Source organism: Desulfosporosinus acididurans (assembly GCF_001029285.1).
In the GTDB taxonomy this organism is placed as follows: Bacteria; Bacillota; Desulfitobacteriia; order Desulfitobacteriales; family Desulfitobacteriaceae; genus Desulfosporosinus; species Desulfosporosinus acididurans.
On sequence record NZ_LDZY01000008.1, the window covers coordinates 36,341 to 61,162 of the forward strand.

Consider the following 24,822-nt stretch of genomic DNA (forward strand, 5'->3'; position numbering starts at 1 on the left):
CATCTTCATAAAATCTTTAACTCTTCGTCACAATCTCCTTAGAAGTTCGATGTATGCTATATCAAGGTTGATAGGACCGGACAGAATTTTGTAAAACATAAACCACGCTGAAAAGAAAAACTTGATTGAATAGGGGGATATTAAGTTTATGCAGAAACGATTCCTAGTCCAAAAAGCTTGGAAAAAACCATCACTATTAATTGGGGCCTTACTTTTGGCCACTCTGATTGGAGTGAGCGGCTGCGGTTCAACTACTGCAAGTTCGTCAAATTCTGATCAGTCAACGACGCAGTCCCAATCAACTCAAGGCCAAACAAGTCAAGGTCAAGCTACTCAAACGAAGAGAACGATTAATCCTGCTCAACAGGCCGCTATGGAAATTCGCCGTTTAGAAAATAGCCAACAGAACCCATTAACGAGTGACCAGAAGACTAAACTTAAACCCATTCTGCAAGAATTGATTAAGACTACGAGTCCAAGTCAAGATTTTTTACAGCAGCAAGCTGATGCTATCAATGCTGTATTTACAGATCAACAAAAAACCGAACTAAAATCGGCTCCGCAAAGACCTTCTAAAGGGAGCAATCAAAACACAAATAGTCAAAGCCAAACTCAAAATAACCAAAGCGGTAATACTAATGGATCGAATTCCCAACGCAGAGCCGGCGGGCAGCGAGGTACATTTAATCCACAGCAATTTTATCAACAAGTTTTAGATTCTTTGAATAAGTAGTAATTTAATAACCTTCTCGCTGAAATATGCTCCTTTATAGCAGGTAACCATTCCTACTGCAAAGGAGCATTGGTTTTGTACTAAACATGTAACCATTAGTTGGCAAGTAACAGATTAAGCTATTCGTTCGACAGGAATTTACCTAATATTGGATAATTTATTCTTGCCATTTCAGCAAATTAACAATACAATTCTTATTGAAAAGACTTTTCGGGAGGAATCCGAGTGGAAAAGAAACTTTTGAAAAGAATTGAGGTTTTACGCAGAAGGCTCAACAAATTTGGTCTCAATCGGGAATTAATCGATAACGAAGTTGTCGAGGTTAGTCAACAATTAGATAGATTGTTGAACCAATACCAAAGGATTACTTCTGTGGAACAGCTTAGTTTTTGGTAAATACATAGTTATAGTCATAATTATAGTCGAATATTAGTCTAAATATAGTATTATAGTTTAAAGTTGAGCCGTCATTTTTTGATGGCTTTTTGTTTTGACCTAATTTTTATGGCCATTGATCCAGTTTTTAAGACCCGATGTTCAGCTTCAGCTGAACGAGTTCACTTGCGATCTATGGTACTTGGTTCGCAGAATAAGATTTAACTTTTGCAGATTTGGAAAGATTACATGAGTGCGTTTATGGCAAGGAGGGATTATAATAGAGTTATAGTGCAGGAGGGGCGTATGAATTACATTGTTTTTGATTTGGAATTTAATATGTTTTTTCGCTTTAAAGAGGGAGATTTAGCAAACCCTGCTTTAAAAAATGAAATTATACAGATTGGTGCCCTAAAATTGAACGATCAATTAGAGAAAATTGATGAGTTTAACTTATTAATCAAGCCCTTTGTTTATAAACGATTAAATCCTTATGTCAAGAGAAAAACAAACATAAACACAAGCAAAATTATTCCCAGAAAGCTCTTTATGGAAGCCATGGAAAGTTTTGAAGTCTGGGTCGGAACTGAAGCCGTCTTATGCTCTTGGGGGCAGGATGATATCTTGGGATTACGAGAAAATTGCTCCTTTTTTGGTTTCGATGCAAAATTTTTTAATAAGTATATAGACATACAAAAAGTCTATATGAAGTTTGAAGGTTTGCACCAACAGCCGAGTCTGGAGAGGGCTGTGGACGACTTGGAAATCGAAAAGACATTGCCTTTTCATGATGCATTTAGTGATGCTGCCTACACAGTGGATATTTTCAGAAAGGTTTATGATTTTTCTCAAGATGCTATTATTAATTGGGAAAAGGTACAGCAGGAAAATGAAGCAAAGGTTAATGAATTAAAAGGCTTACTAAGTCAAACAGTCATTTACTGTCCTGAATGTGGAAATATCGTGGAAAAAATCAAAGAATCCAGTAAATCTAAAAAGTATTTTGCTCATGGCTTTTGTCATCAATGCAAAATTCCCATAAAACATGTTGCCAGGATTATAAATAGTGATGGAGAATTTAAAATAAGTTGTAAAGATAGTGTTTATACAAGAGATAGTTAATAAGGGTATAAACCTTAAGATTAGATGCGGCTGTAACTGACTTTTAAAGTCGTCACAGCCTTTTTGCTTTCATATTGAAGTCTAGTTTGCGATTCACGCTTATAATTCGAACGTTATAAACAAATAGTTAAATAATGTTCGAAATTGTTATTGACCTTTATACTTCCTTCTTGTACAATGAACGTAACAAATTCATACGAGTTCATATAATAGCGGAGATATGGTCCGCGAGTTTCTACCAGACTGCCGTAAATGGTCTGACTATGAGCGAAAGTGTACCTAGGGCAAGATTGTCCGAGTGGTACAGATTTGATTGCCGGATCAAATTACACCGAAGGGATAAAAGCCCAGGCGGGTAGGTTTCACTCTTTCTTTTTAAGAGGAAATTTACTCGTCTGGGCTTTGATTTTTATGGAAGTGAGGGATTTCTTTGAATCTGATCGGAGTCATTATGGGAAGTGATTCAGACTACAAGGTAATGGAAGATGCGCTTAAAATCCTAAGGCAATTTGAGGTGGGCTTTGAAGTGAAGATTTCTTCGGCTCATAGAACATTAGAACGAACCCTTGATTGGGTCAAAGCTTTTGAGAATCAAGGAGGGAAACTCATTATTGCGGGTGCTGGGTTGGCGGCTCATTTACCTGGAGTGATTGCCGGTTCAACCACTTTACCCGTGATTGGAGTCCCTATGAACAGCGGACCCTTGAATGGTGTCGACGCTCTCTACGCCATTGTTCAGATGCCTCCCGGAATACCGGTTGCCACTGTTGGAATTGGTGCTGCCCGAAACGCGGCTTTGCTCGCAGTTCAAATATTAGCAACAGAAAATAGTGTGTTACGAACAAAGATTAAGGACTACCGGGCGAAGATGGCAGCGGATATTGCCGCCAAGGATGAGGCTTTGCAAAAGAAATTAAGCGAAGGTTGAAGTAGAGAAATAGAAAGGAGATTCCACTTTGATTGACCGATATACACTTCCTGAAATGGGAGAAATTTGGACAGACGAACACCGACTTTCTCTGTGGTTAAAAATCGAAATTGCCGCCTGTGAGGGTTGGGCAAAGCTTGGTAAGATCCCTAATGAAGCCGTTGGGGTAATTCGAGCAAAGGCATCCTTCTCTTGGGAACGGGTTCAAGCGTTGGAAGAAGTGACCCAACATGATGTTTTGGCGTTTTTAACCAATGTGGCTGAGAACGTAGGCGATGAAGCCAAGTACATTCATCTGGGTTTAACCTCATCCGATATTCTCGATACGGCTTTATCCCTGCAGATGGTTGAAGCCACGGACTTGCTGCTATCTAAGATGGAGGCCTTGGAGACAGTTCTCCGCCGCAGAGCAATCGAACACCGGGACACTCTGATGATGGGACGAACACATGGAATTCATGCTGAGCCCATTACCTTAGGCTTGAAGTTTGCACTTTGGTATGATGAAATCCGGCGTCAAAAAAACCGCTTGAATATCGCTCGTGAAGAAGTTCGCGTTGGGAAAATTTCGGGTGCTGTTGGGACCTTTGCCAATGTGGATCCACAAGTTGAAGCCCATGTCTGCGAAACGCTCAATTTAAAACCTGCCTTGATTTCCACACAGATTCTTCAGCGTGACCGCCATGCTTTCTACATGACGACTCTGGCGGGGATTGCCAGTTCCCTTGACAAGATGGCTACCGAGATTCGTAACTTACAGAGAACGGACGTTCATGAGGTTGAGGAAGCCTTCGGCAAGGGCCAAAAAGGATCGTCAGCCATGCCGCATAAAAAGAACCCCATTACTCCGGAACGGATCTGTGGGATGGCCAGAGTTGTGCGGGCAAATGCTCAAGTGGCCCTGGAAAATGTCGCCTTGTGGCATGAACGGGATATTTCCCATTCTTCAGCAGAACGAATGATTTTGCCGGACAGTACACTAGCCCTTTATTACATGCTTCATAAAATGGTTCAGTTAATCGATCGTTTGCAAGTCTTTCCTGAGCAGATGAAAATCAATATTGATAAAGGATTGGGATTGATTTTTTCTCAAAGGGTTATGCTGGCCTTAGTAGAAAAAGGAGTTAGCCGTGAAAATGCCTACGCAATGGTTCAGCGCAATGCTCTTGAAGCTTGGAACACGAAGGAACAATTTGAGAATTTAGTCAACAGAGACATAAGCATCAGGGAATATTTGCGTGAGGAAGAGATTAACAACTTATTTGACTATGATTATCATACTAAGCATGTTAGTGATATTTTTGCACGCTTAGGGCTTGTTTAGAAAGAGAAATAAATTTGGATCTTGATTAAAGAAATTACAGTCAGAGATAGTATCAGTTAGAGTTGACTTATGGTCAGCTAAAAAATTGAAATGAGGTAACAACAATGGAAAAGTTAGCACTGAAATATGAGGGAAAAGCTAAGAAAGTCTATGAAACGGATGAAAAGGATTATTTTTGGGTGGCGTATAAAGATGATGCCACAGCGTTCAATGGTGAAAAAAAGGGACAGATTGCGGATAAAGGAGAGGTTAACAACCAGCTCTCAGCTCTTTTCTTTGCGGAAATTGAAAAAGCAGGAATTCCCACTCACTTCGTTCGCCTGCTTGGGCAGCGGGATATGCTCGTACGACGTTTGGAAATGGTTCCCCTCGAAGTTGTTGTCCGCAATATTGTAGCGGGAAGTTTGTCAAAACGTCTCGGAGTGGAAGAGGGATTTGTCCTCTCTCAACCTGTTGTCGAATTATATTATAAAGATGACGCTTTGGGGGATCCGATGGTCAATGAATCTCATGTTGCGGCTATGGGATGGGCAAAGCTGGAGGTTGCCAGGGAGATTCAGACCTGGGGGCTGAAGATCAACGAAATATTGCGTAATATTCTCGTTAAAGCAGGCATTGATCTGATTGATTTTAAATTGGAATTTGGTATAAGCAACGGGCAGCTCTTTTTAGGCGATGAGATATCTCCGGATACCTGTCGATATTGGGACATCAAAACTCGAGAAAAGCTGGATAAGGATCGTTTCCGTCGCGACCTTGGGCAAGTTGAAGAGGCCTACCAAGAAGTCTTCCGCAGGGTTAAAGAGGTCCTGGCATCCGTTTAAGAGAAATTTTCAAAGCCTAAAAGGTTACGACAAAGGTATTCTGCTTGTTGAGGAGGGCGGCGAAGAGCCTGTTAATCCAGTTAACCTATAGTTAACGAGTTTGAGGCTTTTCGTCTTGTCTCACTAATTAAAGGGGGGACAGAATTGTTTGACTTTAGCCTAGACAAACCGCATGAGGAATGCGGGGTCTTTGGAATTTATGCGCCCAATCAAGAAGTGGCTCGTTTAACTTATTATGGACTTTATGCTTTGCAGCATCGCGGGCAGGAAAGCGCCGGTATTGCCGTCTCCGATGGGCGTGCAATCGAAGTTCATAAAGGAATGGGCCTTGTCTCGGAAGTGTTTTCTAACCATATTATTAAGAATTTGCACGGAAAGATGGCCATTGGACATGTTCGCTACTCAACTACAGGCTCCAGTTTGCTGGCCAATGCCCAGCCCCTCGTCGTTCATTATCAAAAGGGCATGATGGCTTTAGCTCACAATGGAAATTTAACGAATGCCACGGAATTGCGGGAAGAATTAGGCCTGAATGGAGCCGTCTTTCAGACAACGACAGATAGTGAAGTCATTATCAACCTGATTACGCGCTATCGCCGGGAATCTCTGGAGGATGCTCTTGTCAAAACTATGATGGATTTGCGGGGGGCTTATGCGGTAGTCATTTTAGCAGAGGATAAACTTTTTGGTTTAAGAGATCCTCATGGAGTCCGGCCTCTTTGTATTGGGAAGAAAGGTGAACGATATTGCCTGGCGTCAGAAAGTTGTGCTCTTGATACCGTCGGCGCCGAATTTGTTCGGGATTTAGAACCCGGTGAAATTGTTGTTATTGATGAAAATGGGCTGCACTCCCGCCCGGGATTAAGGAAAAACAGAAGTTCTTCTTGTGCCTTTGAATATATCTATTTTGCACGTCCGGACAGTACCATCGATCAGATTAATGTCTCGGAAAGCCGCTTGAAAATGGGAATTGAATTAGCTCATGAATGTCCAATAGATGCAGACCTTGTCATTGCTGTCCCGGATTCAGGAACAGCTTCAGCTCTGGGATATGCCACAACTTTAGGCTTACCCTTTGGTGAAGGCTTGATAAAAAACCGTTATGTCGGAAGAACTTTTATTCAACCGACTCAGGAAATGAGAGAAGTGGGCGTTCGCTTGAAGCTGAACGCAAATGCGAGCGTCCTTAAAGATAAACGAATTGTTATGATTGATGATTCCATTGTCCGTGGTACTACAAGTTCAAAATTAGTGGCGATGGTGAGAAAAGCAGGGGCTAAAGAAGTTCACTTTCTGATAAGTTCGCCTCCTGTGGCCTATCCGTGTTATTATGGAATAGACACAGCTGAACGGGAAAAGCTGATCGCCAATCGTCTGGATATGGAAGGAATTCGCAAGTTTGTTGGAGCTGATTCGCTGCATTATATTTCAGAAGAAGGTTTGTTGCGGGCCCTCGGTACAGAAAATGTTTGCCTGGCCTGTTTTAATGGTTCTTACCCTATTCCTGTTTCAGACTTGAACCGCGGAAAGAATTCCTGCGGCTAACATTTTGGGCGAAAAGTTAGGAGGAATTAATGTGGGATACTCTTACCGTGACGCTGGTGTTGATATACAAGCCGGTAATGATGCAGTTGAACGAATTAAACCGGCAGTAGCCCGAACGCTCCGTCCGGAAGTATTAGGCGGACTTGGAGGATTTGGGGGACTCTTTAAATTAGATCTAAAGAAGTATCCGGATCCGGTTTTGGTTTCCGGAACGGATGGCGTTGGGACAAAGCTCCGACTTGCCTTCCAGATGAACCGGCATGATACTATTGGGCAAGACGCTGTGGCTATGTGTGTTAATGATATTTTGGTTCAAGGTGCGGAGCCGTTGTTCTTTCTCGATTATCTTGCCGTTGGCAAAGTTAATCCGGAAAGAGTCGCTGAAATTGTCGGTGGTGTTGCCCGGGGTTGCGAAATGGCCGGTTGTGCCTTAATCGGAGGAGAAACGGCAGAAATGCCAGGTTTCTATGCTGAGAATGAGTATGATATTGCCGGATTCTCCGTCGGGGTAGTCAACCGTGATCAACTGATTGATGGGTCGAGCATTGAAGCAGGGGATGTTCTTATTGGTCTGCCTTCCACTGGATTGCACAGCAATGGGTATTCCTTAGCTCGTAAATTGTTTGAGAACTATTCTTTAGAGGAGGTTCTGCCGGAATTAGGAGAACCTTTGGGAGAAACTCTGCTGAAACCCACTCGAATTTACGTTAAGACTATTCTGCCGCTCCTTGCAAAACAGAAAATTAAGGGTATGGTTCATATTACAGGGGGAGGACTTACGGAGAATATCCCCCGTATCTTGCCTTCAGGACTGGGGGTTCAGATTGATCCGACATCTTGGAAACGGCCGGCTGTTTTTGATTTACTTCAACGTTTAGGGGATGTTGCTTGGCCCGAGATGTATCGGACGTTTAACATGGGTATAGGATTTGTCATTATTGTCAGTGCGGAAGATGAAGAATCAATACGTCAGCAGCTCAAGGAGATGGGTGAATTGCATCATGTCATAGGACGTGTTGCCGATGGAGTAGGTGTCACCTATTGAGAACTGCAGTGTTAGCTTCTGGAAGAGGAAGCAACTTTAAAGCGTTGCTTGAGGCCTCGAAAAAAGAAGGCTTACCGATTGAAATAGTTGCTGTTGGTTCCGATCAGCCGAGAGCTGCTGTCCTTGGCTTGGCTAAGGAATTTGGGATTCCAACTCAGGTCTTTTCGATCAAGGACTATCCCCATCGTCAAGCCCAAGAAGAGGAGCTCTTGATTTGGATGAGGAAACATCGAGTTGAACTTCTTCTTTTAGCAGGCTATATGCGGGTTTTGGGATCAGAGTTTATTCAACAGGCCAATTTTCCAATTCTGAATATTCATCCATCTCTCCTTCCGTCGTTCCCTGGGCTTCATGCCCAGCGTCAAGCTGTGGAATATGGCGTCAAAGTGAGCGGCTGTACGGTTCATTTTGTCGATGAAGGTTTAGATAGCGGACCAATTATTTTACAGGAGGCCGTGCCTGTCTTAGCGGCAGATACAGAGGATAGTTTATCTCAGAGAATTTTAGAAGCAGAACATCGTCTTTACCCTAAAGCCGTACGGCTCTTAGTTTCTGGAAGTGTTAAACGGGTGGGACGTCGAGTTCAAATATTGCAACAGGAGGGTTTAGGATGAAGCGAAGAGCCATTATCAGCGTTTCAGACAAGACGGGAATTGTCACTTTTGCTCAAGGACTTGTTGAGCTGGGATTTGAACTTATATCGACAGGGGGAACTTTCAAAGTTCTTGATGAAGCCAATATTCCCGTGAAATATGTCAGTGAGGTCACAGGATTTCCGGAAGTATTAGGCGGACGGGTTAAAACTCTCCATCCGCTGATTCATGGTGGAATTCTGGCTCGGGATATTGTGGAACACCGCCAGCAGATGGAGCAAAATGGTATAGGGTTTATTGATTTGGTGGTCGTGAATTTATATCCGTTTCGGGAGACAATCTCCAAGCCGGGAGTGAGCTTTGAGGAAGCTATCGAAAACATTGATGTGGGAGGACCGACCATGGTTCGGGCCGCTGCTAAAAATCATGGCAGGGTTACAGTACTGGTCAATCCTAAATCCTATGAAGAAGTCTTAAATGTCCTGCGTGAAACGGGGACCGTTTCCGCCGGTATGCGCAAACGATTAGCAGCGGAGGCTTTCGCCCATACAGCAGAATATGATCGTTTAATTGCGGGTTATTTAGAACGACAGCTTGAACCAGTCGGCGGTTTTCCCAGGACGCTGCGTCTAACTGCCCAAAAGGTTCAAGAACTAAGATATGGTGAAAATCCTCAGCAAAAGGCCGCTTTTTATATTAATTCTGAGGCCGCCTTAGGCAGTTTGGCAAGAGGGAAACAACTTCAGGGAAAAGAACTTTCCTATAACAATTGGGTAGATATGGAGGCTGCGTGGAAACTTGCACGTGAGTTTGATTCGTGTGCTGCAGCCATCATTAAGCACACCAATCCCTGCGGAGCGGCTTTAGGAAATACGCCCCTGGAAGCTTACAAAAGCGCTTTGGCTTCAGATCCCGTTTCGGCCTACGGCGGGATTATTGCTTTAAACCGAGTAGTTGACGGCCCTACTGCTGAGGCAATTAAGGAGTGTTTCTATGAGGTGGTTGTGGCGCCGGATTTTAGTCCGGAGTCTCAGGACATTTTAAGTTCCAAGAAAAATCTTCGGCTCTTTGCAGTTGGCAGAGGCGAGAATGACCGAGTGACTCCTCGCTTGATGCTGAAAAGCGTTGACGGCGGCTATCTCGTTCAAGAGGTTGACCGAGGAACTACTCCCATTGATGAATGGGAATTTATCACTGAGCAGAAACCAACTGAAAACGATTTAAAGGCCCTTGATTTTGCTTGGCGTGTTGTTAAACATGTTAAATCAAACGCCATCGTTGTAACTGATCATCGCCAAACATTAGGTGTTGGTGCCGGCCAAATGAATCGTGTTGGATCAGTAAAGATTGCCGTTGAACAAGCCGGTGAAAAAACTAAAGGAGCATATTTGGCTTCTGATGCCTTTTTCCCTTTTCCTGATTCGATTGAATCTGCCGCTCAAGCAGGAATTCGAGCAATTATTCAGCCGGGTGGATCTATCCATGATCCCGAAGTGATTGAGGCTGCTAATCGTTTAAACATTATCATGGTCTTTACGCATCGCAGACATTTTCAACATTAATTTTCAGGAAGGGAACTTTTGAGAGCGGGTGAAAATATGAATAAACTTCGAGTATTAGTCATAGGCAGCGGTGGGCGGGAACATGCCCTTGCCTGGAAACTCTTGCAAAGCCCGGTGTTGGAACGTCTCTATGTTGCACCCGGAAATGCCGGAACTGAACCTTGGAATATCCCTATTTCGGCCCAAGATATTTCAGGTCTGGTGGAGTTCGCTTTAAAAGAAGATATTGATCTGACTCTGGTTGGCCCTGAAGATCCGCTGAGCTTAGGAATCGTAGATGCTTTCCAAGAGGCCGGACTGCGAATTTTTGGGCCTGCCAAGGCCGCCGCTCGATTAGAGGGAAGTAAATCCTTCGCGAAAATGATTATGGAACGCGCTGAAATTCCAACGGCTAAGTGGGAAGTCTTTGAAAAGGCAGATCAGGCCAAAGCCTACATTAAGGACCTTGGAGCCCCTTGTGTTCTCAAAGCGGACGGTTTAGCGGCAGGAAAAGGTGTCATCGTGGCGCTGGATTTAGATACTGCGCTTCAGGCTGTTGATGAAATCATGGACGGCAATTTTGGAGCAGCAGGGAAAAAACTTTTAGTTGAAGAGTTTCTTGAAGGGCAAGAAGTTAGCCTGCTCTGTTTTACGGACGGAACTACAGCCCGCTCGATGGTTCCCGTACAGGATCATAAGCGTGCTTTAGATGGTGACGAAGGCCTTAATACCGGAGGTATGGGAACATACAGTCCTCCTCCAATTTGGACACCCGAGCTTGAAAGATCGGTAATGCGGGATCTCGTCAATCCGACGCTGAAGGTTATGGCTGAATTAGGAACTCCGTTTCAAGGAGTCCTTTTCCTGGGACTAATGCTTACGAAACAAGGGCCAAAGCTTCTGGAATATAATGTTCGTTTCGGTGATCCGGAAACCCAGGTGGTAATGAAGCGCTTGAAGAGCGATCTTTTACCGATATTATGGGCTTGCACTGAAGGCAGGTTGCCGGAAGCCGATTTGGAGTGGAAAAACGAAGCTGCAGTTTGTGTTGTGATGGCTGCGCCCGGTTATCCTGCAAAGTATCCGAAAGGAATCCCGATTCACCTGCCGGAGACAAGGGACGAGGATTCAGTAATTTTTCATGCCGGTACCAAAATGAAAGATGGACTGCTTGAAAGCAGCGGCGGTCGGGTGTTAGGCGTTACTGCCTCAGGGAAAACTCTGCAGGAGGCTCGCGATAAGGCTTACGCCCTTGTGAAAAACGTTGATTTTCCTAAGGCGCATTATCGGCGGGATATTGGTGTCAAAGGTCTGAATTGAGCTGGAGATTTGAGTGACCACTAAGAGTCTCCCCCCATATAATAATGGCAAGGTTCGATAAAAAGGGGGGGATGAAGGTGTTTCATTATCGAAAGCATTTGTTTTATCCGGTACATGTTGAACGGTCAGATCCCGGGTTTGCTAGACTCTTGCTGGAACATTATGCCGGACGAAATAGTGAACTCACATCATCGATTCAGTATTTAAATCAGCGTTCGAACATGCCAAATAGGTATGTTCGAGATTTACTGGGATTAATAGCAGCGGAAGAATTAGGACATATGGAATTGATTGCTGCAGCCATTAGCAAGTTAGGAGGGGCGCCGCTTACTTGTGTGAATTCTCAAGGTGCTCCCTGGGTTTTAAATTATATTGATCAAAATGCTGACTATATTACTATGCTGCAGGTAGATATTCAGTCAGAAACGAGGGCTGCCCTTCTTTATCAACAACATCTGGAATCAACGACAGATCCTAATATGAAAAAAATGATCAACTTTTTAATTACTCGCGAAGGAGTACATAAACGTTTGCTCCAAAAAGCACTGCTGTTAATCCGAGAAAACGGGTCTTCGGAAGAACAAAATGAATTGATTTATGATTACAAGATGAGCTTGCAGGTTTTAGAATAATGAGATACCGGTAAAAAGAGTCATAGAGACTTCGTGGATGAAGTCTCTATGACTCTTTTAGTCTATATTAGTCTATATTGGTTTATATTAGTCTCTATTAGTCCCTAAACCCATATTAGACAGTTTTCCCCTTACTTTGCGGGAAAGTTATGAGATGATTGGGTTAAGCCTTTCCTGACATGGGGTCCCATGTCAGGCCAATCCTTGGGTAATATCTCACTAATTTCTTAAGAATAATCTCTTTAATGCAAGAACAAATAAAATAAAACGGAAAGGAGATAATTTACATTTCTAAAATTGTGTCTTGATAAAGGGATTTCGTGATATAGGTCTTTTGTGATATGGGCATTTTAGCCATGTACTGTAAAATAATAACAATATAGGAGAAATATAGTGAGATTTTCCAGAGTACAAATAAGGAGGGAAGGAAATGATAGATAATTTTGCTGCGGTAGGATTGTTGCTTGCGTTTGCAATAGGTTTGCCTATCGTTGTCATGGCTGTTGTTCATCTCTTGGCACCCCATAAGCCGCATAAGGAAAAGTTAACAACCTATGAATGCGGCAATGAGCCAATTGGCAGGGCGTGGATTGGATTCAAGAGCAACTACTTTCTTTATGCTATTGTCTTTACCGCCTTCGATGTAGAAACGATTTTTTTGTATCCTTGGGCATTGACGTTCCGTAAATTAGGAACCTTTGCTTTTGTTGAAATGTTTATCTTTATGATCATTCTCATAGTCGGTTTTTGGTACGCTTGGAAAGAAGGTGCATTGGAGTGGATGTAAGGAGAGAGAAAGAACTGCGTGATGCTGAGGCTGCGGCTGAGAAGAATATTCTGCTTACCAGTGTCGAGAAGTTTTTGAACTGGGGTCGAGTTCATTCCTTCTGGCCTTGCTCTTTCGGTCTGGCTTGTTGTGCTATTGAGATGGCATCATCGGGAGATCCTCGTTATGACTTATCACGTTTCGGCTATGAGGTGTTTCAGGCGTCACCGAGACAAGCAGATTTAATGATTGTGGCAGGAACTTTGACACGGAAAATGGCCCCTATTGCTCGTCGTATCTATGATCAAATGCCGGAGCCCAAATGGGTCATTGCCATGGGCAATTGTGCCTGCTCAGGGGGGCCGTTTGCAGATTCTTACGCTGTGGTGCCGGGGGCGGATAGTATTGTTCCGATCGATGTCTATATTCCTGGCTGCCCACCAAGACCGGAATCCTTGATGTTTGGGATGCTGCATCTTAAACAGAAAATACAAAATCCTGCTAAGGCGAGGTTAATTAAGCATGTTAAATGAAATTTTGCGAGTGCGAGTATCCGAATTGGCAGATAAGGTTACTGGACAAGTTGAAGAGAGCCTTGGCGTACTCGAATTAACTATTAATTATCCATATGTGCTGGAAGTTTTGACGTGTGTTAAGAATTTCCCGGATGTCCCGTGTGATTTTTTGCATGATCTAGCCGGAATGGATCTGGAGGATCACTTTGAGGTTGTCTACCAATTATCCAGCCTGCGCGGTCCACAGCGTTTACGTATTATAGCTACAGTTGAACGGGAAAATCCCGTGATTGACTCGGCTACTCCCCTTTGGAAGGGGGCAGACTTTTTAGAGCGTGAAGCCTTTGATATGTTCGGCATTCAATTCAGAGGGCATCCTAATTTGAAACGTATCTATATGTGGGACGATTTTGAAGGATATCCATTGCGCAAAGATTATGTTATAGACAGTCATGAACGACGTGCGATGATGCGAGTAAGAAAAGAAGGGGAATAGGTGGGGGAACAATGATAATTGATGGAACTCAAGAGTATTCTGTGAACATGGGCCCCCAACACCCAAGTACGCATGGTGTGTTTCGAATGGTGGTCCATTTGGATGGAGAAGTTGTTACTAATGTAGAACCTAAAATTGGATATCTCCATCGTGGCTTGGAAAAAATGGCGGAAAGTCGTACTTATAATCAGTTTGTTCCCTACACTGACCGTCTGGATTATCTGGCAGGTCCGCATAATAGTTTGGGTTACGTCCAAGCCGTTGAAAAATTGATGGGTATAGAAGTCCCCGAACGTGCAGAATATCTCCGCGTTATATTTGCGGAATTGGGGAGGGTTGCCAGTCACTTGTTTATGATTGCAAGTGGGTCTTTGGATATTTGTGGCTGGACTCCTTGGAGTTATTGTACCCGTGATCGCGAGCGTATTCTCGATTTATTTGAAATGACTGCGGGTAATCGTATGACTCTAAATTATTTCCGAATTGGTGGAGTCAGCCATGATGTTCCGGACGAATTTATGCCTGCACTTAAGAGCTTTCTCGATGACATGCCTGAAATGATTGAGGAGTATTATGGTATCTTTTTCGGTAATGAAATTGCGCAGTCACGCATGAAAAGTGTGGGTATTCTCCCGAAAGAATTGGCAGAAAATCTACTCATCACGGGAGCGAATCTACGAGCTTCCGGAGTACAGTATGATGTACGTAAAGCCGAACCTTATGGCATATACAATAGGTTTAATTTCAATGTCCCAGTGTTGTATGGCTGCGATACCTATGATCGACACTTTATTCGACTTCTCGAGATTCAAGAGAGCAGGAAAATTCTTCAACAGGCCCTGAGAGACATCCCGGAAGGGCCTGTTGTGGCAAAGGTACCAAAGGTGATTAAACCACAAGTCGGCAAAGTTTATCATCGAGTTGAGAATCCAAAGGGAGAGATGGGTTGGTATATAGTCAGTAATGGGACGACGAAGCCAGCCCGGGTACGTATACGGACCGGAGCATTTGTTAACGTTCAAATGCTCCCAGCTATAGTGACCGGCTGGAAGATTCAAGACCTTGTGACTATTTTCGCTTCCATGGATCTTGTGTTAGGAGAAGTGGATAAATAGATATTTGCAATGAAGGGAGAAGAAGATGGACGCTTTAAACAATGTGTTTGTGAATATAGCGGCCTACATCCGTGGACTATTTGCGGATTCTCATTCTTTAAGTGCTGATTTAACGATTAATATTATAGTATTTCTCATGCTCTTTTTGATTATGGTAGTCGCTGCTTTATTTCTCAGTCTTGTTGAACGCAAATTTGCCCACTGGGTATCACAAAGATCAGGTCCCAATCGTCTCGGGCCACACGGATGGTTTCAATTTATTGCCGATGCGGTGAAAATGTTGGGTAAGGAAGATATTTACCCAGCAAATGTAGATCTTTTTCTTTTTAAGATTGCTCCAATGATGCTCGTAGGGATTACGTTAATGGCATTCGGTGTTATTCCCTTCGGTAAGGGAATGGTGGCCATTAATCTTGACTTAGGTATATTCTACTTTTTGGCAGTTTCCTCAATTTCAACGTTGGCACTTTTGATGGCCGGGTGGGCATCAAATAATAAATTTTCTCTACTCGGCGGGTTCCGAGCTGTAGCTCAAATGATAAGTTATGAAATACCTTTGCTCTTTTCTTTGCTCGGTGTCATCATGATTACTCAGACCTTCAACCTTTCTTCGATTATTGAGGCTCAGAAAACCATTCCCTTCATATTCCTGCAGCCGTTGGCCTTCTTGATTTATTTAATAGCCGGTATAGCTGAAACTAACAGGGCTCCGTTTGATCAAGTTCAAGGGGAGCAGGAGATTGTAGCCGGACCTTTTACGGAGTATTCCGGACTTAGGTGGGGGCTGTTTATGCTTGCTGAATACGGCAACGTGGTCGCAACATCTGCCATTGCAGTTTCGATGTTTTTGGGTGGTTGGTACGGCCCGGGATTTCTGCCTGGATGGTTGTGGTTTATTCTTAAGATCTGGCTCGTAATTTTCATAATGATGTGGGTCCGTTGGACCTTTGTCCGGATGAGAGTCGATCATCTTATGCATTTTGCATGGAAGATCTTGCTTCCTTTATCGCTGGCAAACATCTTTTTAACAGGTCTGGGTATTTATATTTACCAGCTATTCATTCCGCGGATAGGAGGGTGAAGAAGTGTTTGGTAATGGTTTAATAAAGGGCTTGCGCATTACGCTTAAACGTTTCTATGGACCTAATCTTACAGAGTATTATCCTGAAGTAAAGCCTAACCTTCCTCCCCGTACACGGAGTTCCATGGCTCTAGAACCTGAGAAGTGTATTTCTTGTGGGCTTTGCGTAAATATTTGTCCGAATCAAGTCATCAATCTAACGAGCGAAAAGGATGGAAACAATAAGAGAGTATTAAAGACTTACCATATGAACATTGGTCGCTGCCTTCTTTGTGGGTTATGTACGCAAAGCTGCCCGACTGGTGCTCTTAGACTCTCCCAAGAGTTTGAAAATGCGGTCTACCATCGTGAAGAATTACTATGGGACATGATTGCGCGGTCCAAGCGATCGAACAAGCCAAGTGGAGAGGAGGGGTAAACGTGGGCACTATCGTTTTCTTTATCTTTGCTATCTTGGCAATAGCTGCAGCTTCGGGGGTTGTCACTTCCAGGAATATCGTTCATAGCGCATTCTATCTGGCACTTTCCTTTTCGGGAGTAGCCGTGCTTTATGTCCTGATGAACGCAGATTTTCTCGCAGCTGTTCAATTGCTCGTTTATACCGGTGCCGTATCGATTATGGTCGTTTTTGCAGTGATGCTGACTCTGCGCGGAGAGGTCAGTGACAGTAATCCGGAGAACCGCAAATGGGGATGGGGAGCCTTTATTTCTGTACTGCTCTTCGCGGTGATCGCCCTAGTGGTTCTTACGAATTCGGACTGGCGTGTATTACCGTCGGCTTGGACCAGCGGCGGTTCAGCCGAGGATATGTCACTCCTGCTGCTTTCACAGTTTATGATTCCCTTTGAGGCTGCTGCGGTATTGCTGACTGTGGCTTTAGCCGGAGCTGTAATTTTGGCGAAGGGAGTGAAGGAAAACCAATGAATTTAGGTAATTTAAGTGTTGGACTTTCAACCTATCTTTTAGTAGGAGCGATGTTGTTTTGCCTTGGACTTTACGGCGTCTTTGCTAAGAGGAACATTATCGCCATACTCATGTCCCTTGAGCTGATGCTCAATGCAGTTAACATCAATTTTGTGGCCTTTAACCGGTTTCTATGGAATCAAAAAATTGATATTCACTACATCTTAACAGGAAATGTAGCTGCACTTTTCGTCATTGTGGTGGCTGCAGCAGAAATTGCAGTGGGCCTGGCCCTCGTGATTACAATTTATCGTAATCGTCAGTCAACAAATGTTGATGAATTTAATTGGTTGAAGTGGTAAGAGAGACTATGGAGAAGGTAGGTGTTCAAGGAAATGCATGATCTCTTTCAGTGGGCATGGTTAATTCCCGCTTTGCCCTTCCTGTCGTTTCTACTCATCGCCTTTGTCACGAAACGATCCAAAGGACTGTCTTCCACGGTGTCAATCCTTGCGATCCTAACTGCATTGGGTTTAGCTATCGCAATTGGTTTAGGCATTATTCAGTCTGGGGCTGAACTAGTGGAACATCCGGTGATTGTCAGCGCGAACTGGCTAAATATTTGGGGGTTGAAGATCGATATTGGTACGGTTGTTGATCCTTTGAGTGGGATGATGTTGTTTGTCGTTGCCTTAGTGGCTTCTATGGTGCAGATCTATTCCTTAGGATACATGCAAGGAGATAAGGGTTGGTCACGTTACTATGCGTATCAGTCACTGTTCGCGTTCTCGATGCTGGGCATGGTACTAGCGACAAACTTGTTGCAGCTCTTCATTTTCTGGGAACTTGTTGGTCTTTGTTCCTATTTGTTGATTGGATTCTGGTATTTCAAAGTTTCGGCCCGTGAAGCTGCTAAGAAGGCCTTTATCACAACACGCGTCGGAGACTTTGGCTTGCTTCTCGGAATTTTATTCTTATATAACAAATTTGAAACTCTTGATTTTACAGCTCTGTCCGCTGCCTTGAGCACGAATCTGCAAAACGTTGCGGTGGTTGGGACTGTGGGTTATGTGACCGTTATGGCCTTTCTGATTTTTATGGGACCTATGGGAAAATCAGGACAGTTTCCCTTACACGTTTGGTTGCCTGATGCCATGGAGGGGCCGACGCCGGTCAGTGCGCTGATCCATGCGGCAACCATGGTTGTTGCTGGGGTTTATCTGGTTGCTAAGATGTATTTCTTATTTGAGGCTTCCCCCGTTGCGCTGCAATTTGTAGCCGGAATTGGTGCTTTTACAGCGATCTTTGCGGCTTCGATTGCCATTGCCCAGGATGATATTAAGAGAATCTTGGCGTATTCAACCTTAAGTCAATTAGGGTATATGGTCTTTGCTCTCGGAGTAGGCGCTTATTCAGCGTCGTTGTTCCATCTTATGACCCATGCTTTCTTCAAAGCCTTAATGTTCCTGGGTGCCGGTTCAGTCATCCATGCTCTGCATGAAAAGCAGAACATTTGGGACATGGGTGGATTGTGGAGGAAAATGCCGATTACCGGTACGACCTTCTTTATTGGTGTTTTAGCGATCTCAGGCGTTCCGCCGTTTGCTGGGTTCTGGTCAAAAGACGAGATTTTGGCGGGAGCTTTTCAAAATGGGCATCCGATTATTTATGCGGTTGGACTGTTTACCGCGTTTTTAACCGCTTTTTATATGAGCCGGCTGTTCTTTGTGGCTTTTATGGGACCGGAGAAACCGCAAAATCATCCCCATGAATCTCCTTTAAGCATGACCATCCCCCTTGTTATTCTGGCTTGTTTCAGTGCTATAGGTGGTTTGGCAGCATTGCCGGAACATAACTTTTCCTTCTTTATTCATTTTGGTGAATTTGAGCCTGAAGCTATGAACTGGGGATTGGCAGGAATTTCGGTTGTTGCCGGTCTGCTGGGAATTGGGTTTGCCTACTATATCTATGTCAAAGAAGCAATTAAGGCAGAGAGTATTGCAGCCCGCTTCCCGATCGTCTATAGAATTCTTAACAACAAATACTATATTGATGAAGTGTATCTCTGGTTGATTCATCACATCATGGATGGGCTCGGTAAAGTTCTTTATTTTATCGACATTTATATTGTTGATGGAATTATCAACGGGATCGCTTTATTGACACGTGGGAGTGCGAAGGTATTGCGCAGGACGGGCACGGGGCAGCTTCAAACGTATGCTATGGTGTTCTTTTTCGCAGTTGTTGTCATTTTCATGGTCTTCGCATTTGGGGAAGGTCAGCTTTCATCCCTTAACCCCTTAGCGATGCTAGGAGGTGTGAAATAATGTCATCTGCGCTGCCATCAGGGGGATCATTTTTACTCCCTTTCATTTTAGGTGCACCATTATTAGCTATGTTCGTTATCGTTTTCATGCCTAAAGACGAAACAAAAATGATTAAAATTATTGCTGCGATGGGTACCTTCGTGGCCATGGCACTTTCACTTTTTGCGTTCTTCGCCTATGATCGGTCGTTAGGTGGAATGCAGTTTACCCTTACGATCCCTTGGGTTCCGGACCTTGGCGTTAATTTGGCCTTTGGCGTCGATGGGTTGAGTTTACCCATGCTTCTCTTAACAAATTTAATTGGGTTCTCATCAATCTATGCTTCTTGGAATATGGAGAATCGAGCCAAGGAATTCTTTGTCTTGCTGCTTATTCTTATTACCGGTGTCATGGGAACATTTATTGCTCGTGACTTGTTCATCTTCTTCCTCTTTTACGAGATTGTGGTCATTCCAATCTATATCATGGTTATCATTTGGGGAAGTACCAAACGCGTTTCCAAGGAATACGCCGGGATGAAACTGACCATTTACCTCCTCATCGGATCAGCATTTTTACTCGTAGGGATGGTTGCTCTTTATTTAGCCGCTGCGAAACAAGGCAATCCAACCTTTATGTTTGATCAGTTGGCGGCGAGGCAAAATTTGTACAGCGCTCCATTTCAAAAGGCTGCGTTTGGGCTCATGCTTTTTGGTTTTGGATCACTGATTTCAATGTTTCCTTTCCACTCCTGGTCACCCGATGGATACGCCGGAGCTCCAACCGCTGTTAGCATGATTCACGCAGGGGTTTTAAAGAAAATCGGTGGTTACGGGTTAATTCGACTTGGTGTCTATGTCCTTCCTCTTGGCGCGAAATATTGGGCGCCTGTAATAGCGGCTCTGGCAATTGCCAACGTCCTCTATGCTGCCTTTATCGCTTTGGCTCAGAAGGATCTCAAATATGTTATTGGATATTCTTCAGTAAGCCATATGGGGTACGTACTGATCGCAATTGCTGCCTTAAATCCGACGTCGATCAATGGTGCGGTTGCTATGATGTTTGCCCATGGTGTGATGTCTGCTTTAATCTTCTCAATGATCGGGTTCATTTATGAGAAAACTCATACTCGTAATATCCCTGATTTAGGCGGATTAGCCCATCAAATGCCGCGCCTTGCTATTGGGTTTATTATTGGAGGTATGGCTTCTCTGGGATTACCAAGTACAGTTAATTTTATCTCGGAATTTACCATTTTCATGGGAAGTATAAGGGTTCTACCAGTACAAGCAATCCTGGGTATTGCTGGGATTATCTTTACGGCGGTTTATACGTTGAGAATCATTGCCAATGTTATGTTCGGACCACGCCGCCCGGAGTGGGATCAGCTTAAAGACATCCGCGGTCCTGAATTGGTTCCGTTAATTGTCTTGGGATTGGTCATTTTTGCCGCGGGGATTTTCCCGAACATTTTATTTGGCTTAGTTAATTCTGGTGTTACCTCTTCAGGCCTTCAGAAGGTTCTTGAGACGGTGAGTCAGGCGAAGATGGGGGGGCTGTTCTAATGGCAGATTTCAATATCGCTGCAGTACTCACACCCGAAGTTGCGCTTGCCGCAATGGCCTTGATTCTCTTGGCCATTGGCCTCCTGATTCCACCCAGTGCGCGAAAAGGCATGATGCCACTCACTGCTTTCTCGCTGATTGGCGTCCTCAGTTATACTCTTTACGACTTTTTCTATAACCCAAAAACCTCATTTTTAAACGGTCTTTACTGGCATGATCAATTTGCGGTTTATTTTAAAATTCTTTTCTTAGCAGCGGCGTTGTTGGTTGTACTCTCGTCTGGAGGGTATATCCAGAAAATACCCAAATACCGTGGGGAATTTTACTCACTGATTCTAACGGCGACATTGGGTATGATGCTTATGGCTGGTGCCGGTGAATTCATCGCGATGTATATCGGCCTGGAATTAATGACGATATCGTTCTATATCCTCGTAGCCTACTTGTCTGATAATCCTCGCTCGTCCGAAGCGGGTATTAAGTATCTCGTGTTGGGTGCGACATCATCAGCAATCTTGCTGTATGGTATCAGCCTGATTTACGGGCTGACCGGATCGACTCAGTTTTCCGAGGTCGCCAGCGGAATCGGCGCAACATTTTCGCCCGCCTCATTTCTGGCGACGGTCTTTATTTTAGCGGGATTGGGCTTTAAGATTTCCCTTGTGCCTTTTCACTTCTGGGCTCCGGATATCTATGAAGGTGCACCAACTCCCGTTACAGCCTTTTTGGCAATTGCTTCGAAGGCCGCTGCCTTTGCGGCTCTGATTCGAGTGTATCTCTTAACGATGAACAGTCAAGCCTTTTCAGCAACTGGTCAAACCTTGTTAGTTGTATTAGCTTCGCTCACGATGATTCTGGGTAACTTAATGGCAATTCCTCAAACCAATATTAAGCGGCTTCTTGCCTATTCTAGTGTTGCTCAAGCGGGATATTTAATGGTAGGCATCATCGCAGAGAGTGCCGCAGGAGTTAGAGGTGTTTTGTTCTATGCTATGATTTATGTCTTTGCAAATATGGGCGCCTTTGCGGTTGCAACTCATGTCTCTGAAAAACAAGGCAGTGATGAGATTAGGGACTTTGCCGGTTTGGCGAGACGCTCACCTTTGGCAGCAGTGGTTATGACAGCGTCCTTACTGTCCTTAGCTGGGATTCCGCCTCTTGCGGGATTTGTAGGGAAGTTTTATCTTTTCTCAGCGGTTATGGGTAAAGGATATACTGCCATTGCCTACATCGGTTTTGTAATGAGCATGGTGTCCGTGTATTATTATCTTTTGGTCGTCAAAGTTATGTTCCTCGGCGAGGGAGAGGACTTGCCAGATGTTCCTGTTCACGGGGCTACAAAGTTCACTATGCTATTTTCTTTTATCATCACGATAGCGATTGGACTATATCCGACCCCGTTGGCTCAAATGGCAATTGCTGCGGCTCAAAGTTTAGTCCCATAATCATTGTAAAAGATAGCGAAATATCATTGTCGATTCAGTACTTAAATCATCGCTCGAAGATGCAAATTGGTATGTTCAAGATTACAAGATGAGCTTGTATGTTCTGGAATAGGCGGCCCGGCTTTTAAGACTCAGGCACTTCGCAGTTGAAGTGCCTAAGTCTTTATTTATAGAATAGAAAAAACTCAAGTTCAAAACTCAGAGGGGTTCATTTAGATGGTTTATGGAGAATCTATAAAAACTGGATTATCCAGGTTTCTGCCTCATGCTTAGCGTTCTAGAACTGAATTTTAAAGGAATTTCAATGCCATTTGTATAATTATATAAATTTATTTTAAACTTAATTTTATCTCGCATAAGTGGCCTCTTCCAATGGTAGGGAAGCTAGTATTTTTACTAGTCAAATTTTATGTTTCAAGGAACTGGGGGTATCTTGCTCTTGGATAAGTTAAAACGGCAAAAGGATATAATCAGACATATTGCCCTGGAACCATGGCTTTTTACAAGTTCGAGTTTGGCCAAGAAACTTGGAGTTAACCTGATTACCATTCATCGAGATCTGGAAGATTTAAGGGATAATGGCTATATCTTTAAGCAGAACCAAGCAGGGGCTCACTATTTGGAGACGGGGGGATGGAACGGGGTGCCTCCGGTTAATAAAACAACTCTCCGGCAAATGGAAATCTTACGACTTTTAACGGCAAACCCTAAAGGATTAACGCTTACTGAACTTTATCAGAGATTTAATCGCCAAGACGAAGAAGAAGTCAGCAGCAAGACCTTGGAACGAGCTGTAAAAGATTTGGAGAAGAGGAACCTCGTTAAGCGTGAAAATGAAGCTCACATGGTCTATTCAGAGTCTATGCTTCTCCCTCTTCAGCTTTCAGAGAAGGAAAGGATTCTTCTCTTTGAGGCTTTACAACTGGAACGTGCCTTAGCTCCTATCTCTGAAGAAATGGAGTCTCTTGAAGCTAAACTCAAACTTCGCATAGGGGATACAACAAAGGCCCGGGAAACTTTATTTGTTCATGGCAGGACTCCCAACCAGGATATTCACCGGAGTAAATACTGTATGGAACTTGAGGATGCTGCACGATGCGGGAACAGTGTCACGATCCTTTATCGCAAAGAAGAGGAACCTGCTCGTGAAATTAGGTTAAATCCTTTGGGGATTGTATATTACTGGGTATTGGACAATTGGTATCTCATAGCGCAAGATGAAAAAAGTCAAAGGATAAAAACGTATCAAATAAACCGCATCTTGGATGTGGAGAGGCTTGAAGATGCCTTTTCACCGGTGGAAGGATTTAACTTACAAGAATGGTTTCAGTGCTCTTGGGGAGTTTATCGGGATCATCATCCTAGATTTGTGAAGATTCGATTCTATGATTATTATTCAACGTTAAATCGAGTTAGAATGGAAGTTGCTCAACGCCAAACCTGTCAATTAATTGAGGAAGAGGGAAGTCTCTTGCTGGTTGATCAGGTTGAAGGGTTGGATGAATTGGCTGTATGGCTGCGCGGGTTCGGTGCGGGTGCAGAAGTACTTGAGCCCCTTGAGCTTAGGGATAAGCTTAAAGATCAGTTTACCCAGCTTTTGCGTTTGTATGGAGGTAATTCGGATGGACATGATTGAACGTCTTGAGAAGATAATGGCTTTGATCGAGGCCCATCCGGAGGGACTAACGGGAAAAGCTCTATCGGAAGCCTGCGGCGTTCCTTGGGGGACTATGAAGCAAGATTTGAGGGCCTTGCTTCTTTCACCAGAGCATTCAATTCCCTTGTATACGGATCATGATGAGAGCAATGATGAGAGTGGAGAAGATTTGCTGAATCCAGATGTTAAGTGGTTTATGGGAACAGCAGAGAAACAATTTACTCCGGTACACCTCAACGTTAGAGAAGCCTTAGGCGTTTTGAGAGTTTTAGAAGTTCTTCAGGAAGAAAACTCCTTAAAAGAAAGCCTCAAACAGAAAATTCTATCGGGCTTCGATCTGGGTACTGAAGAGACTTATCGCTATATTAAAGGGGATTATACTCCTTTAGAACCTATTAAGGGTGAAATTTTCGCCTCTATCGAGAAGGCAGTTCAGACAAACCGAAAATTAAACATTATTTTTAAAGGCCGGTCTATAACCGTGGACCCTTTGGGAATTGTTTACTATTCTCGGTTGAGAAAATGGTATTTTGTTGCGCGGCAGGGAGACACCATCAAAAATTATAATCTGAATAATATCATAGAGGTCAGTGAAACGGATCAAGCCTATACCTATCCGGAAGGCTTTTCCCTAAAGACGTGGTTTGGTCCTCGCTGGGGAGTGGAATATGGTGAGTTGATTCGGGTCAAAGTACGATTTCTGAATCGTTCGCAAACTTTGGCCAAAGTGCGCAAAGACGTTGCCCACCGTAAGAGCAAGCTGACTCCTATGGACGATGGCTCTTTAATTTTCGAAGATATGATCATCGGCGTTAATGAATTTATTAACTGGATCCTTGGCTTCGGATCAGCGGCCGAGATTTTGGAGCCCAATGAACTGCGTAAATTAATTCTTGATCAGATTTGTAAGACATTAGAGAATTACTAAGCAACAATTTCGTGTCCTAGTCCTCTGGTACAATTGATATAACAAGGACTGCAATAGAGAGGA

At 43.7% G+C, this 24,822-nt stretch carries 25 protein-coding genes and 1 riboswitch; all 25 genes read left to right on the top strand.

Annotation, left to right across the window (positions count from 1 at the left end):
* The first annotated feature begins 148 nt into the window (after positions 1-148).
* Positions 149-733: a hypothetical protein gene (locus DEAC_RS12310; RefSeq protein WP_047810366.1), complete on the top strand. Its 585-nt coding sequence runs from the start codon at positions 149-151 to the stop codon at positions 731-733.
* A gap of 225 nt (positions 734-958) precedes the next feature.
* Positions 959-1,129 carry an aspartyl-phosphate phosphatase Spo0E family protein gene (locus DEAC_RS12315; RefSeq protein ID WP_047810367.1) on the top strand — a complete coding sequence of 57 codons (171 nt, stop codon included), beginning with the start codon at positions 959-961 and terminating at the stop codon, positions 1,127-1,129.
* Between the two features lie 285 nt (positions 1,130-1,414).
* On the top strand, positions 1,415-2,230 hold the full coding sequence (locus DEAC_RS12320) for a 3'-5' exonuclease (protein ID WP_047810368.1): 816 nt from the start codon (positions 1,415-1,417) through the stop codon (positions 2,228-2,230).
* A gap of 182 nt (positions 2,231-2,412) precedes the next feature.
* Positions 2,413-2,514, top strand: a riboswitch (purine riboswitch).
* A gap of 146 nt (positions 2,515-2,660) precedes the next feature.
* On the top strand, positions 2,661-3,158 hold the full coding sequence (gene purE, locus DEAC_RS12325; protein WP_047810369.1) for a 5-(carboxyamino)imidazole ribonucleotide mutase: 498 nt from the start codon (positions 2,661-2,663) through the stop codon (positions 3,156-3,158).
* Positions 3,159-3,186: 28 nt separating this feature from the next.
* On the top strand, positions 3,187-4,482 hold the full coding sequence (gene purB, locus DEAC_RS12330) for an adenylosuccinate lyase (RefSeq protein ID WP_047810370.1): 1,296 nt from the start codon (positions 3,187-3,189) through the stop codon (positions 4,480-4,482).
* Between the two features lie 104 nt (positions 4,483-4,586).
* Positions 4,587-5,306 (top strand): phosphoribosylaminoimidazolesuccinocarboxamide synthase, encoded by a 720-nt coding sequence (gene purC, locus DEAC_RS12335; RefSeq protein WP_047810371.1) that lies wholly within the window; start codon positions 4,587-4,589, stop codon positions 5,304-5,306.
* Between the two features lie 144 nt (positions 5,307-5,450).
* A complete protein-coding gene (purF, locus tag DEAC_RS12340) occupies positions 5,451-6,851 on the top strand; it encodes an amidophosphoribosyltransferase (RefSeq protein ID WP_083996138.1) in 1,401 nt (466 codons plus the stop codon).
* A gap of 31 nt (positions 6,852-6,882) precedes the next feature.
* The gene (gene purM / locus DEAC_RS12345) at positions 6,883-7,896 is read left to right on the top strand and encodes a phosphoribosylformylglycinamidine cyclo-ligase (RefSeq protein ID WP_047810373.1); all 1,014 of its coding nucleotides are present in this window, start codon (positions 6,883-6,885) and stop codon (positions 7,894-7,896) included.
* Positions 7,893-8,510 carry a phosphoribosylglycinamide formyltransferase gene (gene purN / locus DEAC_RS12350; RefSeq protein ID WP_047810374.1) on the top strand — a complete coding sequence of 206 codons (618 nt, stop codon included), beginning with the start codon at positions 7,893-7,895 and terminating at the stop codon, positions 8,508-8,510. Before purM ends, purN begins: the two co-directional genes overlap by 4 nt.
* Positions 8,507-10,051: a bifunctional phosphoribosylaminoimidazolecarboxamide formyltransferase/IMP cyclohydrolase gene (gene purH / locus DEAC_RS12355; protein WP_047810375.1), complete on the top strand. Its 1,545-nt coding sequence runs from the start codon at positions 8,507-8,509 to the stop codon at positions 10,049-10,051. The genes purN and purH overlap by 4 nt, the downstream gene beginning before the upstream one ends.
* A 36-nt stretch (positions 10,052-10,087) precedes the next feature.
* Positions 10,088-11,350 carry a phosphoribosylamine--glycine ligase gene (gene purD, locus DEAC_RS12360; protein ID WP_047810524.1) on the top strand — a complete coding sequence of 421 codons (1,263 nt, stop codon included), beginning with the start codon at positions 10,088-10,090 and terminating at the stop codon, positions 11,348-11,350.
* A 77-nt stretch (positions 11,351-11,427) separates the two neighbouring features.
* Positions 11,428-11,982 carry a manganese catalase family protein gene (locus DEAC_RS12365; protein WP_047810376.1) on the top strand — a complete coding sequence of 185 codons (555 nt, stop codon included), beginning with the start codon at positions 11,428-11,430 and terminating at the stop codon, positions 11,980-11,982.
* Positions 11,983-12,412: 430 nt separating this feature from the next.
* Positions 12,413-12,769 (top strand): NADH-quinone oxidoreductase subunit A, encoded by a 357-nt coding sequence (locus DEAC_RS12370; protein ID WP_047810377.1) that lies wholly within the window; start codon positions 12,413-12,415, stop codon positions 12,767-12,769.
* The gene (locus tag DEAC_RS12375; RefSeq protein WP_047810378.1) at positions 12,760-13,281 is read left to right on the top strand and encodes an NADH-quinone oxidoreductase subunit B; all 522 of its coding nucleotides are present in this window, start codon (positions 12,760-12,762) and stop codon (positions 13,279-13,281) included. The genes DEAC_RS12370 and DEAC_RS12375 overlap by 10 nt, the downstream gene beginning before the upstream one ends.
* A complete protein-coding gene (locus DEAC_RS12380; protein ID WP_047810379.1) occupies positions 13,271-13,759 on the top strand; it encodes an NADH-quinone oxidoreductase subunit C in 489 nt (162 codons plus the stop codon). Before DEAC_RS12375 ends, DEAC_RS12380 begins: the two co-directional genes overlap by 11 nt.
* A gap of 11 nt (positions 13,760-13,770) precedes the next feature.
* Positions 13,771-14,874: an NADH-quinone oxidoreductase subunit D gene (locus DEAC_RS12385; protein ID WP_047810380.1), complete on the top strand. Its 1,104-nt coding sequence runs from the start codon at positions 13,771-13,773 to the stop codon at positions 14,872-14,874.
* Positions 14,875-14,899: 25 nt separating this feature from the next.
* Positions 14,900-15,955 (top strand): NADH-quinone oxidoreductase subunit NuoH, encoded by a 1,056-nt coding sequence (gene nuoH / locus DEAC_RS12390; RefSeq protein ID WP_047810381.1) that lies wholly within the window; start codon positions 14,900-14,902, stop codon positions 15,953-15,955.
* A gap of 4 nt (positions 15,956-15,959) precedes the next feature.
* Positions 15,960-16,373, top strand: coding sequence for a NuoI/complex I 23 kDa subunit family protein (locus tag DEAC_RS12395; RefSeq protein WP_047810525.1), 414 nt, complete (start codon positions 15,960-15,962; stop codon positions 16,371-16,373).
* A gap of 2 nt (positions 16,374-16,375) precedes the next feature.
* Positions 16,376-16,879, top strand: a complete 504-nt coding sequence (locus DEAC_RS12400) for an NADH-quinone oxidoreductase subunit J family protein (protein ID WP_242847151.1) — start codon at positions 16,376-16,378, stop codon at positions 16,877-16,879.
* Positions 16,876-17,220 (top strand): NADH-quinone oxidoreductase subunit NuoK, encoded by a 345-nt coding sequence (gene nuoK / locus DEAC_RS12405; protein ID WP_047810383.1) that lies wholly within the window; start codon positions 16,876-16,878, stop codon positions 17,218-17,220. The genes DEAC_RS12400 and nuoK overlap by 4 nt, the downstream gene beginning before the upstream one ends.
* 21 nt (positions 17,221-17,241) lie before the next feature.
* Complete coding sequence (gene nuoL / locus DEAC_RS12410) at positions 17,242-19,185, top strand: NADH-quinone oxidoreductase subunit L (RefSeq protein WP_047810384.1); 1,944 nt, start codon at positions 17,242-17,244, stop codon at positions 19,183-19,185.
* Positions 19,185-20,729 (top strand): complex I subunit 4 family protein, encoded by a 1,545-nt coding sequence (locus tag DEAC_RS12415; protein WP_047810385.1) that lies wholly within the window; start codon positions 19,185-19,187, stop codon positions 20,727-20,729. Before nuoL ends, DEAC_RS12415 begins: the two co-directional genes overlap by 1 nt.
* Positions 20,729-22,174: an NADH-quinone oxidoreductase subunit N gene (locus tag DEAC_RS12420; RefSeq protein WP_047810386.1), complete on the top strand. Its 1,446-nt coding sequence runs from the start codon at positions 20,729-20,731 to the stop codon at positions 22,172-22,174. The genes DEAC_RS12415 and DEAC_RS12420 overlap by 1 nt, the downstream gene beginning before the upstream one ends.
* 439 nt (positions 22,175-22,613) lie before the next feature.
* Positions 22,614-23,810, top strand: coding sequence for a WCX domain-containing protein (locus DEAC_RS12425; RefSeq protein ID WP_047810526.1), 1,197 nt, complete (start codon positions 22,614-22,616; stop codon positions 23,808-23,810).
* Positions 23,797-24,759 (top strand): helix-turn-helix transcriptional regulator, encoded by a 963-nt coding sequence (locus DEAC_RS12430; protein ID WP_047810387.1) that lies wholly within the window; start codon positions 23,797-23,799, stop codon positions 24,757-24,759. Before DEAC_RS12425 ends, DEAC_RS12430 begins: the two co-directional genes overlap by 14 nt.
* Positions 24,760-24,822 lie beyond the last annotated feature (63 nt).